The organism is Kitasatospora sp. NPDC059973 (assembly GCF_042737525.1).
Lineage (GTDB): Bacteria > Actinomycetota > Actinomycetes > Streptomycetales > Streptomycetaceae > Kitasatospora.
Genome location: NZ_JBHWUI010000040.1, coordinates 1 through 14,382, shown reverse-complemented (window position 1 = coordinate 14,382; position 14,382 = coordinate 1). Strand labels below are relative to the sequence as shown.

The following is a 14,382-nucleotide window of genomic DNA, read 5'->3' as shown; positions in this document are numbered from 1 at the left end:
CGACCGCCCGGCCGGTCCGCCCGCCCGGGCCCCGCATGCCGACCGACCCGGAACCGCCAGTGGAGGAAAGATGGCTGAGACCCAGGACCGCCTCGTCGAAGCCCTGCGGCTCTCGCTGAAGGAGAACGAGCTGCTGCGCCGGCGGAACGCCGAACTCGCCGACCCCGCGCCCGAACCGATCGCGATCGTGGGCATGGCCTGCCGCCTCCCGGGCGGGGTGCGCACCCCGCAGGACCTCTGGACGCTGCTGACCGACGGCGCGGACGTGATCGCCGACCTGCCCCGGGACCGCGGCTGGGACATCGACGGCCGGTACGACCCCGACCCGGACGTGCCCGGCACGTTCTACGTCCGGCAGGGCGGCTTCCTGACGGACGTCGCGGAGTTCGACGCGGAGTTCTTCGGCATCTCGCCGCGCGAGGCGCTCGGGATGGACCCCCAGCAGCGGCTGCTGCTGGAGACCTCCTGGGAGGCCGTCGAGGCGGCGGGCATCGACCCGCACTCCCTGCGCGGCAGCCGGACCGGCGTCTTCGCGGGCCTCGGCTACCACGACTACGGCACCCGGCTGGGCCGGGTGCCGGACGGGCTGGAGGGCTACCTGGGCAACGGCCGCTCGGGCAGCGTCGCCTCCGGCCGGGTCTCCTACACGCTCGGGCTGGAGGGGCCGGCCGTCACGGTGGACACGGCCTGCTCGTCCTCGCTGGTCGCGCTGCACCTCGCGGCCCGCTCGCTGCGCCAGGGCGAGTGCGACCTCGCGCTGGCCGGCGGGGTGACGGTGATGTCCACCCTGGACGGCATCCTGGAGCTGTCCCGCCAGCGGGCGCTGGCCCGGGACGGCCGCTCCAAGGCGTTCGGCGCCGGCGCCGACGGCATGAGCACGGCCGAGGGGGTCGGCCTGCTGCTGGTGGAGCGGCTCTCCGACGCCCGCCGCCTCGGCCACCCGGTGCTCGCGGTGCTCCGGGGCAGCGCGATCAACCAGGACGGCAGGTCGAACGGCCTGACCGCGCCGAACGGCGCCGCGCAGCGCCGGGTGATCCGGCAGGCCCTCGCCGAGGCGCGGCTGACGCCGGACCAGGTCGACCTGCTGGAGGCGCACGGCACCGGCACCGCGCTGGGCGACCCGATCGAGGCCGTCGAGCTGCTGGCCACCTACGGCCAGGGCCGGCCGCCGGAGCACCCGGCCTGGCTGGGCTCGGTGAAGTCGAACCTCGGCCACACCCAGTTCGCCGCCGGTGTCACCGGGGTCATCAAGGCCGTCCTGGCGATGCGGCACGGGGTGCTGCCGAAGACGCTGCACGCGGACGAGCGGACCGGGCAGGTGGACTGGTCGTCGGGTGCGGTGGAGCTGTTGACGCGGGCGCGGCCGTGGCCGGAGACGGGGCGGCCGAGGCGTTCGGCGGTGTCCTCGTTCGGGATCAGCGGGACCAACGCGCATGTGGTGCTGGAGCAGGCGCCGCCGGAGCCGTCGCAGTCGGCGGAGGCGGCGGAGGCGAGCGCGGACGGTGTGGTGCCGTGGCTGCTGTCGGGTGCTGACGAGGGTGCCCTGCGGGCTCAGGCCGGCCGGCTGGCGGCGCATCTGCGGGAGCGGCCGGAGCTGGGCGTGCGGGACGTCGGCCACGCGCTGGCGGTCACCCGGGCGGCGCTGCCCGAGCGGGCCGCGGTCCTGGGCGCGGACCGGGCGGCGCTGCTGCGCGGCCTGGACGCGCTGGCCGAGGGCCGGCCCGCCGCCGCGGTGGTCCGGTCCGCCGTCACCGAGCACGACGGCACCGTCTTCGTCTTCCCGGGCCAGGGCTCGCAGTGGGTCGGGATGGGCGTCGAGCTGCTGGCGGAGTCGGAGGTCTTCCGGGCCCGGATGGCGGAGTGCGCCGAGGCGCTGAAGCCCTTCGTCGACTGGGACCTCCTGGACGTGCTGCGGGGCGCGCCCGGCGCGCCGTCGCTGGACCGGATCGACGTCGTCCAGCCCGTGCTGTTCTCCGTCCTGGTGTCGCTGGCGGCGGTCTGGCGCTCCTACGGGGTGGAACCCTCGGCCGTGGTGGGGCACTCCCAGGGCGAGGTGGCGGCCGCCTGCGTGGCCGGCGTGCTGACGCTCCCGGACGCCGCCCGGTTGGCCGCGCTGCGCAGCCGGGCCCTGGCCCGACTGGCCGGACTCGGTGGGCTGGCCCCGGTGTTCCTGCCGGTGGAGCAGGTGCGCGAGCGCCTGCGGGCCTGGGAGGGCCGGCTCTCGGTGGCGGCCGTGAACGGGCCGGGCACCGTGGTGGTGTCGGGGGACCTCGACGCGCTGGGCGCCTTCGTGAAGGACTGCGAGGCGGACGGCGTCCGGGTCCGCCGGGTCCAGGCGGGCGTCGCCTCGCACGGGCCGCAGATCGATCTGGTCCGGGACGAGCTGGCCGGGGTACTGGCGCCGGTCGTGCCGGGCCCGGCCGAGGTGCCGTTCTACTCCTCGGTCACCGGGCGGCTGATGGAGGGGCGGGAGCTGGACGCCGCCTACTGGTACGCCAATCTGCGCCAGCCGGTGGAGTTCGAGGCCGCCACCCGGGCGCTGCTCGACGACGACCACCGGGTCTTTATCGAGGTCAGCCCCCACCCGGTGCTGGCGGCCGGCATCCAGGACACCGTCGAGAGCGCGGAGGCCACGGCCACCGTGACGGGCACGCTGCGCCGCGACGAGGGCGGGCCGGAGCGCTTGCTGGCCTCGGTGGCCGGGCTCTGGGCCGCCGGTGTGCCGGTCGACTGGAGCGCCGCCACCGCCGGCGGCCGCCCGGTCGAGCTGCCCACCTACGCCTTCCAGCGCCGCCGCTACTGGCTCGACGCCGAGCCGGAGGAGGAGCCGGGGCCGGGCGGCCGGCCGCTCGCGGACCAGCCGTTCTGGGCGGCCGTCGAGCAGGGCGACATCGAGGCCCTGGCCCGCGCGCTGGGCGCCGGACCGGACGGCGGGGCGGCCGTCGACGCCCTGGCGCCCGCCCTGCCGCTGCTCGCCGCCTGGCGGCAGCGGCAGCGGACGCTGTCCGCGGTGGACGGCTGGCGCTACGTCATCGACTGGCAGCCGCTCCGCGAGCCGTCCGGGCCGGCCCTGTCCGGCACCTGGCTGGTGGTGGTCCCGGCCGGTGACACCGGTGACCCGTGGGCCACCGGGGCCGAACGCGCCCTCGCCGAGCACGGCGCCCGGGTGCTGCGGATCGCGCTCGACCCGGCCGCGGACCGCGCCCGGCTGGCCGACCGGCTGCGCGAACTCGCCGGCGGGCCGGAGCCCTTGGCGGGCGTGCTGTCGCTGCTGGCGCCGGCCGGGCAGCCGCACCCCGAGCACCCCGCGCTGTCGGTGGGCCTGGTGCTCACGCTGACCCTGGTGCAGGCGCTCGGTGACGCCGGTGTCGCGGCCCCGCTCTGGTGCGCGACGCGCGGCGCGGTCACGGTCGGCGCCGCCGACCCGCTCGACAGCCCCGGCCAGGCCGCCCTCTGGGGCCTGGGCCGGACGGTCGCCCTGGAGCACCCCGACCGCTGGGGCGGCCTGGTCGACCTGCCCGGGCAGCCGGACGACCGGGCGCGCGCCCGGCTGTGCGGCGTGCTCGCGGGCATCGCCGACGAGGACCAGGTGGCCGTCCGGGCCGACGGCCTGTACGCGCGCCGGCTGGTCCGCGCGTCGGCCCCGGCCCCCGGGGCGGAGGTCGCAGCGGGGGCCGGGGCCGAGCCGGGGACGGCGGCCGAACCGGCCGGCTGGCGGCCGCGCGGCACCGTCCTGCTCACCGGCGCCACCGGGGCGGTCGGCCCCTACCTCGCCCGCTGGCTGGCCCGCAGCGGGGCCGAGCACCTGGTGCTCACCAGTCGCTCCGCCGCCGGCGGTCCGGCCACCGACGCGCTGCGGGCCGAACTCGCGGCCACCGGTACCAGGTTGACGGTCACCGCGTGCGACGTCGCGGACCGGTCGGCGCTCGCCGCGCTGGTGGCCCGGCTGGCGGCGGACGGCACGCCGGTGCGGGCCGTCGTGCACGCGGCCGCCTTCATCCGGCTGAGTTCGCTGGACGCCACCACCCCGGCGGAGTTCGCCGAGGTGGTGGCGGCCAAGGCGGACGGCGCCCGCCACCTCGACGAGATCTTCGACCGGGACGACCTGGACGCCTTCGTGCTCTTCTCGTCCGTCGCCGGGGTCTGGGGCAGCGGCGACCACGGCGCCTACGCGGTGGCCAACGCCTACCTGGACGCCCTCGCGCAGCAGCGCCGGGCCCGCGGGCTGCGGGCGACCTCGGTCGCCTGGGGGCTGTGGAACACCCCGGACCGCTGGGGCCCCGAGGGCCCGTCGAAGGAGGCCGAGCGCCGGCTGTTCCGGCAGGGGCTGCCGCTGATGGACCCCGAACCGGCCGTCGCCGCCCTCCAGCAGGTGCTGGACCGCGACGAGACCTTCGTCGCCCTGGTCGACGTGGCCTGGGACCGCTTCGTGCCGACCTTCGCCTCGGCCCGGCCGCGGCCGCTCCTGGACGCCATCCCCGAGGCCCGCCGGGGCCGCCGGAGCGAGCAGCCGGAGCCCGGGCACGCGGCGGACGCCCTCGCCCGGTGGCGCGACCGCCTGGCGGGCCGCCCGGCGGCGGAGGCCGACCGGGAGCTGCTGGAACTGGTCGCCGGGACGGTGGCGGCGGTGCTCGGCCACGACTCGCCCGAGGCGATCGCGACCGGGCGGCCCTTCCGCGAACTCGGCTTCGAGTCGCTGGCCTCGGTCGACCTGCGCAACCGGCTGAACGCCGCGACCGGCCTGCGGCTGCCGACCACCGTGGTCTTCGACCACCCGACGGTCCGGGCGCTCGCCGACCGGCTGCGGACCGAGATCCTGGGGGAGTCGCCCCGGGTGGCCGAGCACCCGGCGCCCGCCGGTGCCGCGGCCGGGGACGACCCCGTCGCGATCGTGGCGATGAGCTGCCGGCTGCCGGGCGGCGTCCGGACGCCCGAGGACCTCTGGCAGCTGCTCGACGCCGGTACGGACGCCGTCTCCGGGCTGCCCACCGAGCGCGGCTGGGACCTCGCGGGCCTCTACCACCCGCAGCCCGGACGCCCCGACACCACCTGCACGCGGGAGGGCGGATTCCTGCACGACGCCGCCGAGTTCGACCCCGGGTTCTTCGACATCGGCCCGAGCGAGGCGCTGGCGATGGACCCGCAGCAGCGGCTGCTGCTGGAGGCCTCCTGGGAGGCCGTCGAGCGGGCCGGCATCGACCCGCACGCCCTGCGCGGCAGCCGGACCGGCGTCTACATCGGCTCCCGCTACCAGGGCTACGGCGCCCGGGCCGAGGTCACCGACGAGCTGTCGGCGCACCTCGGTCTCGGCGACGTGATCAGCATCCTCTCCGGCCGGGTCTCCTACACCCTCGGCCTGGAGGGCCCGGCGGTCACCGTCGACACGGCGTGCTCGTCCTCGATGGTCGCCCTGCACCTGGCCGCCCAGGCGCTGCGCCAGGGCGACTGCTCGCTCGCCCTGGCGGGCGGGGTCACCGTGATGTCCTACCCGTCCGAACTGGTCGGGCTGAGCCGGCTGGGCGAGCTGTCGGCGGACGGCCGCTGCAAGTCCTTCTCGGCGGAGGCCGACGGCATGGGAATGGCCGAGGGCGTCGCCGTCGTCCTGCTGGAGCGGCTGTCGGACGCCCGCCGGCACGGGCACCCGGTGCTGGCCCTGGTCCGCGGCTCGGCCGTCAACCAGGACGGCGCGAGCAACGGGCTCACCGCGCCCAGCGGTTCGGCGCAGCGGCGGGTGATCCAGCAGGCCCTGGCCAACGCCGACCTGACGCCCGATCAGGTCGACGCGGTGGAGGCGCACGGTACCGGTACGGCGCTGGGCGATCCGATCGAGGCCACCGCGCTGCTGGCCGCCTACGGCGCCGGCCGCTCGCCCGAACGGCCGCTCTGGCTGGGCACCATGAAGTCCAACATCGGCCACACCCAGTCGGCGTCCGGCGTGGCCGGAGTGATCAAGATGGTGCTGGCCATGCGGCACGGCGTGCTTCCCCGGACCTTGCACGCGGACCGGCCGTCACCGCAGGTGGACTGGGAGGCCGGCGCGGTCCGGCTGCTGACGCGGGCGCGGTCCTGGCCGGAGACCGGTCGGCCCAGGCGGGCCGGGGTGTCCTCGTTCGGGATGAGCGGCACCAACACCCATGTCGTGTTGGAACACGTGGCCGAGGACGCCCCGGACTCCGGGGGCGCTCCGGCCCGGCAGCACGGGCCGCTGCCCTGGGCACTGTCGGGCCGCACCGCGGCCGGGCTGGCCGCCCAGGCGGCGCGCCTCGCCGCCTTCCTGGAGTCCGGGGCCGAGCCGTCCGCCCTGGACGTCGCCTTCTCGCTGGCCACCGGCCGGGCGGGCCTGGAGCACCGCGCGGTGGTGTTCGCCGCCGACCGGGAGGGGTTCCTCGGCGGGCTCAAGGCGGTGGCCGAGGGGGCGCCGGCCGAGAACGTGATCGACGGCCGGCCGGAGGCGGACACCGCGGCCCCGGCGACCGGTACGGCCGGCGAACTGGAGGCGCTCGCCCGGCGGTGGGTGCGCGGCCAGGACGTCGACTGGCGCACCGCCCTGCCGGGCGGGCGGCGGGTGGACCTGCCCACCTACGCCTTCCAGCGCGAGGCCTTCTGGCTGACGCGCTGACGCGCTGACCCCCCCGGCACCCGCGCGGGCCGGTCCGGACGGGAGCACCGTCCGGACCGGCCCGCGCGGTTCGGCTCAGGTGCGGGCGGCCGTCTGCCGCTCGGCCCAGCCGGCCAGCTCCTCGCGCCCGATCTTCGCGTTGTGCCGGATGTCGACCGGGAACCCCGGGTGCCGCAGGAACTCGCGCAGCCCGGCCGTCAGCGGCCGGTCGGCGCCGAGCCGGCGCAGCTCGGTCAGCAGCTCGGGCCACTGCTCCTCGGAGACGCCGTCCTCGGTCTCCACGCACACCACCGGGCGCTGGGCCCCGGGGGCCCCGATGCCGACCAGCGCGCTGCGCCGGACCAGCGGGTGCGCGTTGAAGACCCCCTCGCAGCGGACGGTGTGCAGGTCGCCCCCGGCGGTGCGCACCCGCTGGGCCCGGCGCCCGCAGAACCAGAGGCGCCCGGCGTCGTCCAGGTAGCCCAGGTCACCGGTCCGGTGCCAGGTCCGCTCGGGACCGTCGGCGGGCCGCTCGCGGATCTTGTACTGGGCGTTGGCGTCCGCGGTGGCGTGGTAGCGCGGGCTGACCACGTCCCCCGCCACCACGATCTCGCCGATCTCCCCGCCGGGGACGGCCAGGTCGTCCTCCCAGTCCGGCAGCGGGCCGTCGTCGACCCGCACCAGCCGCACGAGCGTCCCGTCGACCGGCCGGCCGACGCAGGTGCCGTCGCCCAGCGCGCCCCGGGCCGCCGTCTCGCCCAGGATCTCGGTGGACTCGATCGAGGAGATCGGCATCGCCTCGGTGGCGCCGTAGGCGACGTGGATCCCGGTCCGCTCGTCCAGCACCCGGCGCAGCGAGGCGACCAGGTCGGGCGGGACGGGTGCGCCGGCGGACACCACGCCGCGCAGCTCGGGCAGCGGGACGCGCTCGCGCTCCAGGTGGGCGGCGAGGACGCGGAACAGCGCCGGGGAGCCGAACACGGTGGACACCCGGAACCGGGTCAGGGCCGCCGTCAGCAGCTCCGGGTCCGCCTGCGCCACCTTGGCCGGCGCGATCGGAGCCAGCACCATGGTCGAGCCGTAGATGAGGTCGAACAGCCCCCAGATCGGGACGGTGACCAGCGATATGTCGTCACGGTCGCGCCCGTGCGCGGCGTGCATCTGGCGGGCCGTCGCGGTGGCCATCCGGTGGACGCTCTCGACGCCCTTGGCGGCGCCGGTGCTCCCGGTGGTGAAGGCGATCATCATCAGGTCGTCGCCGGTCACCGGCCGGGCCGGCGCCGAGCCGGAGCCGCCGAGCAGCCCGTCCAGGGTGTGGCCGCCCCAGAACCAGCGCCGGCCCAGCGTCACCTTGATCCGGACGGTCGCGAAGGTGCGGCGGCCGAGCACCCGGACGGCGTGCGCGACCGAGGGCCCGACGAAGGCCTCCGCGCCCACCGCGCGGTAGCAGTCGAGCATGCGCTTGATGCCCATGCCCGGGTCCACCACCACCGGTACCGCGCCGATCCGCAGCAGCGCGAAGACGAGGATGTACAGATCCGGTCCGGGCTTGGGCATCAGGATGGTCCGCATGCCCGAGGTGATCCCGATCCGGCTGAACCCGGCCGCCAACTCCTCGACCCGGCGTTGCAGTTCGCCGTAGCTGAGCTCGCGGTAGCGGATCGCGCCGTCCGGCTCCCGGCCGTCGGGGTGGATGATCGCGGTCTTCTCGGGGGAGGTGCGGGCGTGCCGTTCCAGGTAGTCGGCGAGACCGGCCTCGGCCTCGAAGGGGTGCCGGGGTGCGACGGTCATCGGCGGGCCGCCCGTCCGGCGGTGGCCTCGACTCCACGGTGGCGCCTGGCAGTCATCACTGGTTCTCACTCCTCGGGGTCCACACGAAGGCGCGCTCCCCGTAGCGCCGCCCTGACATGTCGCACCGGGCGGCACACGGTGCCCGTGCGGCAGCCGGTGCCGGTGGGCCTCGGACGACAGGAGTGACGCTACCGGCCGGGCGATCATCGCGGTCGAGAACCGTCAAAAAGGGTCGTGCGCGGTGCAGCTGGACCGCCCGGCCCGGATCACCGGCCGCACGCGGAGCCAGTGAGACGATACGTCTCGTCTTGACAAGAAGGCGGAACGGGGACGATAGTGGAGGCCAGCAAACGAGACGAACCGTCTCGTCTCTCGTAAGTGGAGGAGTACCGGGTATGCGCACCTCAGCCGCAAGCACCGACCGGGTCTGGTTCATCACGGGCGCCAGCCGGGGCCTCGGCCGCGCCTTCGCGGACGCGGCACTCGCCGCGGGGGACCGGGTCGCGGTCGCCGCGCGCACCACCGGGCCGCTGGAGGAGCTGGCGGCCGCCCACCCCGGGCGGGTGCTGCCCCTCGGGCTGGACGTGACCGACCGCGGCGCCGTCTTCGCGGCGGTCGCCGAGGCCGTCGGCCACTTCGGCCGGCTCGACATCGTCGTCAACAACGCCGGGATGCTCTCGATGGGCATGGTCGAGGAGTTCGGCGAGGCCGAGGCCCGGGCCCACCTCGACGTCAACTTCTTCGGCGCGCTCTGGGTGAGCCAGGCGGTGCTGCCCGTGCTGCGCGGGCAGGGCTCCGGGCACCTGGTGCAGATCTCCAGCGTCGCCGCGCTGGGCGGATTCCCGAGCACCGGGCTCTACAGCGCCGGCAAGTTCGCGCTGGAGGGCCTGAGCGAGGCGATCGCGAGGGAGGTGGCCGGCTTCGGCGTGAAGGTGAGCATCGTGCAGCCCGGTGGCTACTGGACCGACCTCTACACGGCGATGCACAGCACCGACACCCTGGACGCCTACGACCCGCTCCGGGCCGAACTGGCGAAGCAGTTCGCCGAGGGCTCGGTCGACAGCGACCCGAAGCTCGCCGCCGAGGCGCTGCTCCGGCTCGTCGACAGCGACGAGCCCCCGCTGCGCCTGCTGCTGGGGAGCATGGTCTACGACCTGGCGTTCGACATCGCGCGGACCAGGATGGAGACCTGGGCCGGCTGGGAGGAGGTCAGCCGTGCGGCGGAGCACGCGGTGCCCGCGCCCGGCCCGGCCGCCGGGGTGCGGTGACCGCCGGGGCGGCCGGCGCGCGGCGTCAGGCGTCGGTCGGCAGGACCGGGGTGAGGCGGCGCGGCGGCGCCGTGCGCGGCTGGGCGGGGAGCGGGAGGGCGAGGGCGTCGCGGCTGCCGGCCGGCAGCGCCAGCGCGGCCCCGACCTCGGCGGGCAGGTCGCGCAGGCCGAGCAGTCCGGTGCAGAGCCGGGCGGTGGCACGGTGCCAGTCACCGGAGCGCCGGAGGAGGGCGTGACCGCTGCCGACCACGGTGTAGCCGCAGACCCCGGCCCCGGCCGAGCGGGCGCGGGCGGCGAAGGCGCGGGTGTCGGCCGGGCCGGTGACCTTGTCGCGGTCGCCGTGCAGCATCAGGACGCTCCGGCCGGCGAGCTGTACGCACGGGTCCTCCGCCGGGCACCAGGGCGCCAGCGCGACCACGCCGGTGACGTTCGGGTGGCCCGCCGCGCGCAGCGCCGCCCGGCCGCCCATCGAGTGGCCGACCAGCAGCGTCGGCACGTGCCCCAGCTCCTCGGCCAGGTCGCCGAGCGCGGCCCGGGTGTCCCGGGCGGCGTCGGCGCGCTCGCCGTTCCAGCCCTGGTGGCGGTAGCGGACGGTGCCGATCGCGACCCCGGCCCCCGCCGTCTCCCGGCGCAGGGCCCGGACGAACCCGGTCATCCGCAGGCCGGGCAGGTTGACCGGGCCGGGCCGGCCGAGGCCGTGCTCCCGGCCGCCGTGCAGGACCAGCACCGCGGCCACCGGGCGCTCGGGCAGCTCCCGCCAGACCAGCGCCCGGTGGCCGGTCGCACCGCTCTCGCGACCCGCCCGGACCGTGCTCCCCGTGTCGCCGCTCACCCTGTACCGTCCCGCCCCCGCCGTCCGTCCGTGGACCGCCACTGTACGCGTCGACCCGCCGGCGCCGGGCCCGCCCGGGAGGATCGCCCCGGCCGCGCCCGCCCTCAGCGGGTGAGCAGGCCCTGCTCGCGCACCAGCCAGCAGATCGCGGTCAGCCGGTGCACCGCGAAGTCGTACCCCACCGGCTCCCGCCAGCCGATGTCGATCAGCGCGTCGACGAACTCCGCCGCGTACTGCGACAGCTCCGCGCGGTCCAGCGCCAGGGGCAGCAGCTCCGGGCCCTGCGCGTAGAGCAGTTCGCGCAACTGGGCGACGTGCTGGTCGACCGCGGCGACGAAGCCGGGCTCGAAGGCGAACTCGGCCAGCCGCGGCGTGAAGGCGGCGACGATCCCGGGCAGCGGGCAGCCGGCCGGCTGGTCGGGGGAGTCGCGGTGGGACTCGTCGGGCGTGGCGAACATCCGTCCAAGGTAGGCGAGCGGCGGCGGGGGAGCGGCCGCGCGGGCTGAGACCTTGGCCACCCCGCCGCCCGCCGCCCGGCCGGTCCCGCCCCCCGCCCCGCCGCGTGGCCGAAAGCGCGGATCGCCCGGAAGCACGGGGCGATCTGCCCCAGAATGGACCGCATGGATCTTCGAATCTTCACTGAGCCCCAGCAGGGCGCGAGCTACGACACCCTGCTCCGGGTGGCGCGGACCACCGAGGAGCTCGGCGCCTTCAGCGCCTTCTTCCGCTCCGACCACTACCTCAAGATGGGCGGGGTGAGCGGCCTGCCCGGCCCCACCGACGCCTGGATCACGCTGGCCGGCCTCGCCCGCGACACCAGCACCATCCGCCTGGGCACCCTGATGACCGCCGCCACCTTCCGGCTGCCCGGGGTGCTCGCCATCCAGGTCGCCCAGGTCGACGCGATGAGCGGCGGCCGGGTCGAGTTCGGCCTCGGCGCCGGCTGGTTCGAGGAGGAGCACACCGCCTACGGCATCCCGTTCCCCAAGGAGAAGTTCGGGCGGCTGGAGGAGCAGCTGGCGATCATCACCGGCCTCTGGAACACCAAGGTCGGCGACACCTTCGACTTCGCCGGCGAGTACTACCGGCTGACCGAGTCGCCGGCGCTGCCCAAGCCCGCCCAGGAGAAGATCCCGGTGCTGGTCGGCGGCACGGGCCCGACCCGGACGCCGGCGCTGGCCGCCCGCTTCGCCGACGAGTTCAACCTGCCCTTCGTCTCGGTCGAGCAGAGCGCCGCCCAGTTCGGCCGGGTCCGGGCCGCCGTCGAGCGGGCCGGGCGCCAGGCCGACGACCTGGTGTACTCCAACGCCCTGGTCGCCTGCGTGGGCCGGGACGACGCCGAGGTGGCCCGCCGGGCCGCCGCGATCGGCCGCGACGTGGACGAGCTGAAGGCCAACGGCCTGGCCGGCACCCCCGACGAGGTGGTGGCGACGATCGGCCGCTACGCCGCCGTCGGCTCCGAGCGCTTCTACCTCCAGATCCTCGACCTGGACGACCTCGACCACCTGGAGCTGATCGCCTCCCGGGTCGCCCCGCAGCTGGGCTGACCCGCCCCGCGACCGTCCGCCGCCCCCGCCCGCCTCCGCCCGCCTGCGCCGCCGGGCGGGGGCGGCGCGCTCTGCCCCGGCAGCCGGGCCGAAACAGCCGGTACGAACGGCCGGGGCGAATGCGTCGGTTCCGAGGGCGTGGTGCGAGGGCGTTGTGCGGGAGGCGCCGCGGCGGCGCGGGAGGGCTCGGCCGCACCGGCGCTGACCACTAGTCTTTACTCTCTCTTGAAGGGGGAAGGTTTCTTCGGGAGGCGGAGGCCGGGGAGCCGGGGCCGCGGAGTCAGGGGGAGTGCCGGTGGTTGAGGTCGGGGTGTCCGGGGCCAAGGTGCCCGTACCGAGATCGGCGTGCGCCGCCGAGGTCCGCCCGGCCGCGGCGGTGCTGCGCCCGCGCGGCTTGCACGACCTGCGCCGGGGCCCCGGCGCGGCCGGGTGCCCCGAGGCGGGGGCCGCCGCGGTGCCCGCGCAGGCGCTGCACTACCGCGCCGACGACCTGCTGGTCGTGTCGGGCCTGCCGGGCAGCGGCAAGAGCACCCTGATGCGCCGCTGCGTCCGCGCCCCGCTGGTCGACTCCCAGCAGGTGCGGGAGGAGTACGCGGCCCGGGTCCCCGGCTGGCTGCCCTATGCCGCCTACCGCCCGCTGGTGCGGGCCGCGCACTACCGGCGGCTGCGCCGCGCCGTCCTGGCCGGCGGCCCGCTCGCGGTGCACGACTGCGGCACGCTGCCCTGGGTGCGGTACTGGCTGGGCCGCGCGGCCGCCCGGCAGGGGCGCCGGGTGCACCTGATCCTGCTGGACGCGAGCGCGGAGGAGGCCCGGGACGGCCAGCACGCCCGGGGCCAGCGCGTCTCCGCGTACGCCTTCGCCCGGCACCGCGAGTCCGCCCGGCGGCTGCGCGGGCGGCTGGCCGGGACGGGCGAGCCGCCGGCGGGCTGTGCGTCGGCGGTGGTACTCGACCGGGCCGGTGCGCGCGCCGTGCGGGAGATCGTCTTCGTGGCGTCGTAGTCTCGGCGAGGCGGTGCGGGGCCGCCCACCCGACCGGTCCGGTCGGCCTTCCGAGGCCTGTCCGGCGGACGGAGCGTCAACTTTCGGACAACTCGGGGGCGTTGCCCCGACCGTACGGCATCGGAAATGCTCCACCTGTGACCGGGGTCACTCGATCGGGCTTCCGGGTTATGTCCGATATGTCGTCAGAACTTCGCGGCCGGAAGAAACCTGACGCGTACACGCGGCCCTGCGTAGCCTAGGCTCGGCGGCCCCCCTCCGCCACCCCCCACAACTCCCCCTCAGGAGCGCAGATGCGTCGTTCTGCCCGCGTACCCTCGCGTGTCCCCCGCAGATTCCTCAGCGCCGCAGCCCTCGTCACGGCCCTCGGGCTCACCCAGTTCGCCGCCCCCTCGGCGTTCTCCACCGCCGCCGCGCAGGCCCCCGGCGCGGTCGCCGCCCCGTGCGTCGGCGGGGAGAGCCAGGACGCCGGGGCCCGCAAGCCCGCCGGCAGCCCGGGCGGCCAGGAGCCCAACGCCGTCACCCAGGCCCAGGCCCAGGCGATGGACGCGGACCTCAGCGCCCGGGTCGCCCAGCTGGCCCACTCCTCCCAGGGCAGCGCGCTGCTCGCCCCGGGGACGCTCGCCGCCACCACGACCATCCCGGTGTACGTCCACGTGGTCCACGCCGGATCGACGGGCAAGCTGACCGCGACGGACATCAGCCGGCAGATCTCCGTCCTCAACGCCGCCTACGGCGGCCAGGGCGCGGGCAACACCGCCAGCCAGTTCCAGTTCCAGCTGACCGGCACCGACTACACCGACAACTCGTCCTGGTACAACGGCGTCACCCCGGGCTCCTCGGCCGAACGGTCGATGAAGAGCTCGCTGCGCAAGGGCGGTGCCAACGCCCTCAACCTCTACACCGCCAAGCTCGGCCAGTCGCTGCTCGGCTGGGCGACCTTCCCCAGCTCCTACCAGTCGAACCCGAGCGACGACGGCGTGGTCATCCTCGACAGCTCGTTCCCCGGCGGCTCGGCCACCAACTACAACGAGGGCGACACCGTCACCCACGAGGTCGGCCACTGGCTCGGGCTGTACCACACCTTCCAGGGCGGCTGCGGCGGCCAGGGCGACTACGTCTCGGACACTCCGGCCGAGAAGACGGCCGCGTACCAGTGCCCGGCCGGCCGCGACACCTGCACGGCCACCGGCGTCGACCCGATCCACAACTTCATGGACTACACCTACGACTCCTGCATGACCCAGTTCACCCCCGGCCAGGTCGCCAGGATGTCCAACTCCTGGGCTGCCTACCGGGCCTGACGGGCCGTACGTCCAGAGACCCTGGCGGGTGCGCGGGCAACG

Annotated in this window: 8 protein-coding genes; 5 read left to right on the top strand and 3 right to left on the bottom strand. The window is 76.2% G+C overall.

Annotated features, from left to right (window positions below; genetic code table 11):
- The first annotated feature begins 70 nt into the window (after window positions 1-70).
- Window positions 71-6,619, top strand: coding sequence for a type I polyketide synthase (locus ACFWA9_RS13895; protein ID WP_380386724.1), 6,549 nt, complete (start codon window positions 71-73; stop codon window positions 6,617-6,619).
- A 75-nt stretch (window positions 6,620-6,694) separates the two neighbouring features.
- Here the strand turns inward: ACFWA9_RS13895 and ACFWA9_RS13890 are convergent, their stop codons facing one another.
- Complete coding sequence (locus ACFWA9_RS13890; RefSeq protein ID WP_380386722.1) at window positions 6,695-8,389, bottom strand: fatty acid CoA ligase family protein; 1,695 nt, start codon at window positions 8,387-8,389, stop codon at window positions 6,695-6,697.
- Window positions 8,390-8,784: 395 nt separating this feature from the next.
- Between ACFWA9_RS13890 and ACFWA9_RS13885 the strand changes: the two genes are divergently transcribed.
- Window positions 8,785-9,657, top strand: a complete 873-nt coding sequence (locus ACFWA9_RS13885; RefSeq protein ID WP_352293808.1) for an SDR family NAD(P)-dependent oxidoreductase — start codon at window positions 8,785-8,787, stop codon at window positions 9,655-9,657.
- Between the two features lie 25 nt (window positions 9,658-9,682).
- On the opposite strand, the gene ACFWA9_RS13880 is transcribed toward ACFWA9_RS13885, so the two are convergent.
- Window positions 9,683-10,489 carry an alpha/beta hydrolase gene (locus ACFWA9_RS13880; RefSeq protein WP_380386719.1) on the bottom strand — a complete coding sequence of 269 codons (807 nt, stop codon included), beginning with the start codon at window positions 10,487-10,489 and terminating at the stop codon, window positions 9,683-9,685.
- Between the two features lie 104 nt (window positions 10,490-10,593).
- Entirely contained in the window at window positions 10,594-10,947 is a 354-nt protein-coding gene (locus ACFWA9_RS13875) for a DUF6401 family natural product biosynthesis protein (protein ID WP_329491097.1), read from the bottom strand.
- A gap of 162 nt (window positions 10,948-11,109) precedes the next feature.
- Here ACFWA9_RS13875 and ACFWA9_RS13870 point away from each other — a divergent pair, with 162 nt between their 5' ends.
- The 3 genes from ACFWA9_RS13870 (at window position 11,110) to ACFWA9_RS13860 (ending at window position 14,340) form a co-directional block, all read left to right on the top strand.
- The gene (locus ACFWA9_RS13870) at window positions 11,110-12,036 is read left to right on the top strand and encodes an LLM class F420-dependent oxidoreductase (protein ID WP_329491098.1); all 927 of its coding nucleotides are present in this window, start codon (window positions 11,110-11,112) and stop codon (window positions 12,034-12,036) included.
- Window positions 12,037-12,331: 295 nt separating this feature from the next.
- Window positions 12,332-13,036 (top strand): AAA family ATPase, encoded by a 705-nt coding sequence (locus ACFWA9_RS13865; RefSeq protein WP_352293803.1) that lies wholly within the window; start codon window positions 12,332-12,334, stop codon window positions 13,034-13,036.
- Window positions 13,037-13,329: 293 nt separating this feature from the next.
- Window positions 13,330-14,340: a zinc metalloprotease gene (locus ACFWA9_RS13860; protein WP_380386714.1), complete on the top strand. Its 1,011-nt coding sequence runs from the start codon at window positions 13,330-13,332 to the stop codon at window positions 14,338-14,340.
- Window positions 14,341-14,382: the final 42 nt, after the last annotated feature.

Bases quoted from the DNA above. Each gene is read 5' to 3' on its own strand.
- ACFWA9_RS13875 (WP_329491097.1), bottom strand. From the start codon at position 10,947: ATGTTCGCCACGCCCGACGAGTCCCACCGCGACTCCCCCGACCAGCCG.
- ACFWA9_RS13885 (WP_352293808.1), top strand. From the start codon at position 8,785: ATGCGCACCTCAGCCGCAAGCACCGACCGGGTCTGGTTCATCACGGGC.
- ACFWA9_RS13895 (WP_380386724.1), top strand. From the start codon at position 71: ATGGCTGAGACCCAGGACCGCCTCGTCGAAGCCCTGCGGCTCTCGCTG.
- ACFWA9_RS13870 (WP_329491098.1), top strand. From the start codon at position 11,110: ATGGATCTTCGAATCTTCACTGAGCCCCAGCAGGGCGCGAGCTACGAC.
- ACFWA9_RS13890 (WP_380386722.1), bottom strand. From the start codon at position 8,389: ATGACCGTCGCACCCCGGCACCCCTTCGAGGCCGAGGCCGGTCTCGCC.
- ACFWA9_RS13860 (WP_380386714.1), top strand. From the start codon at position 13,330: ATGCGTCGTTCTGCCCGCGTACCCTCGCGTGTCCCCCGCAGATTCCTC.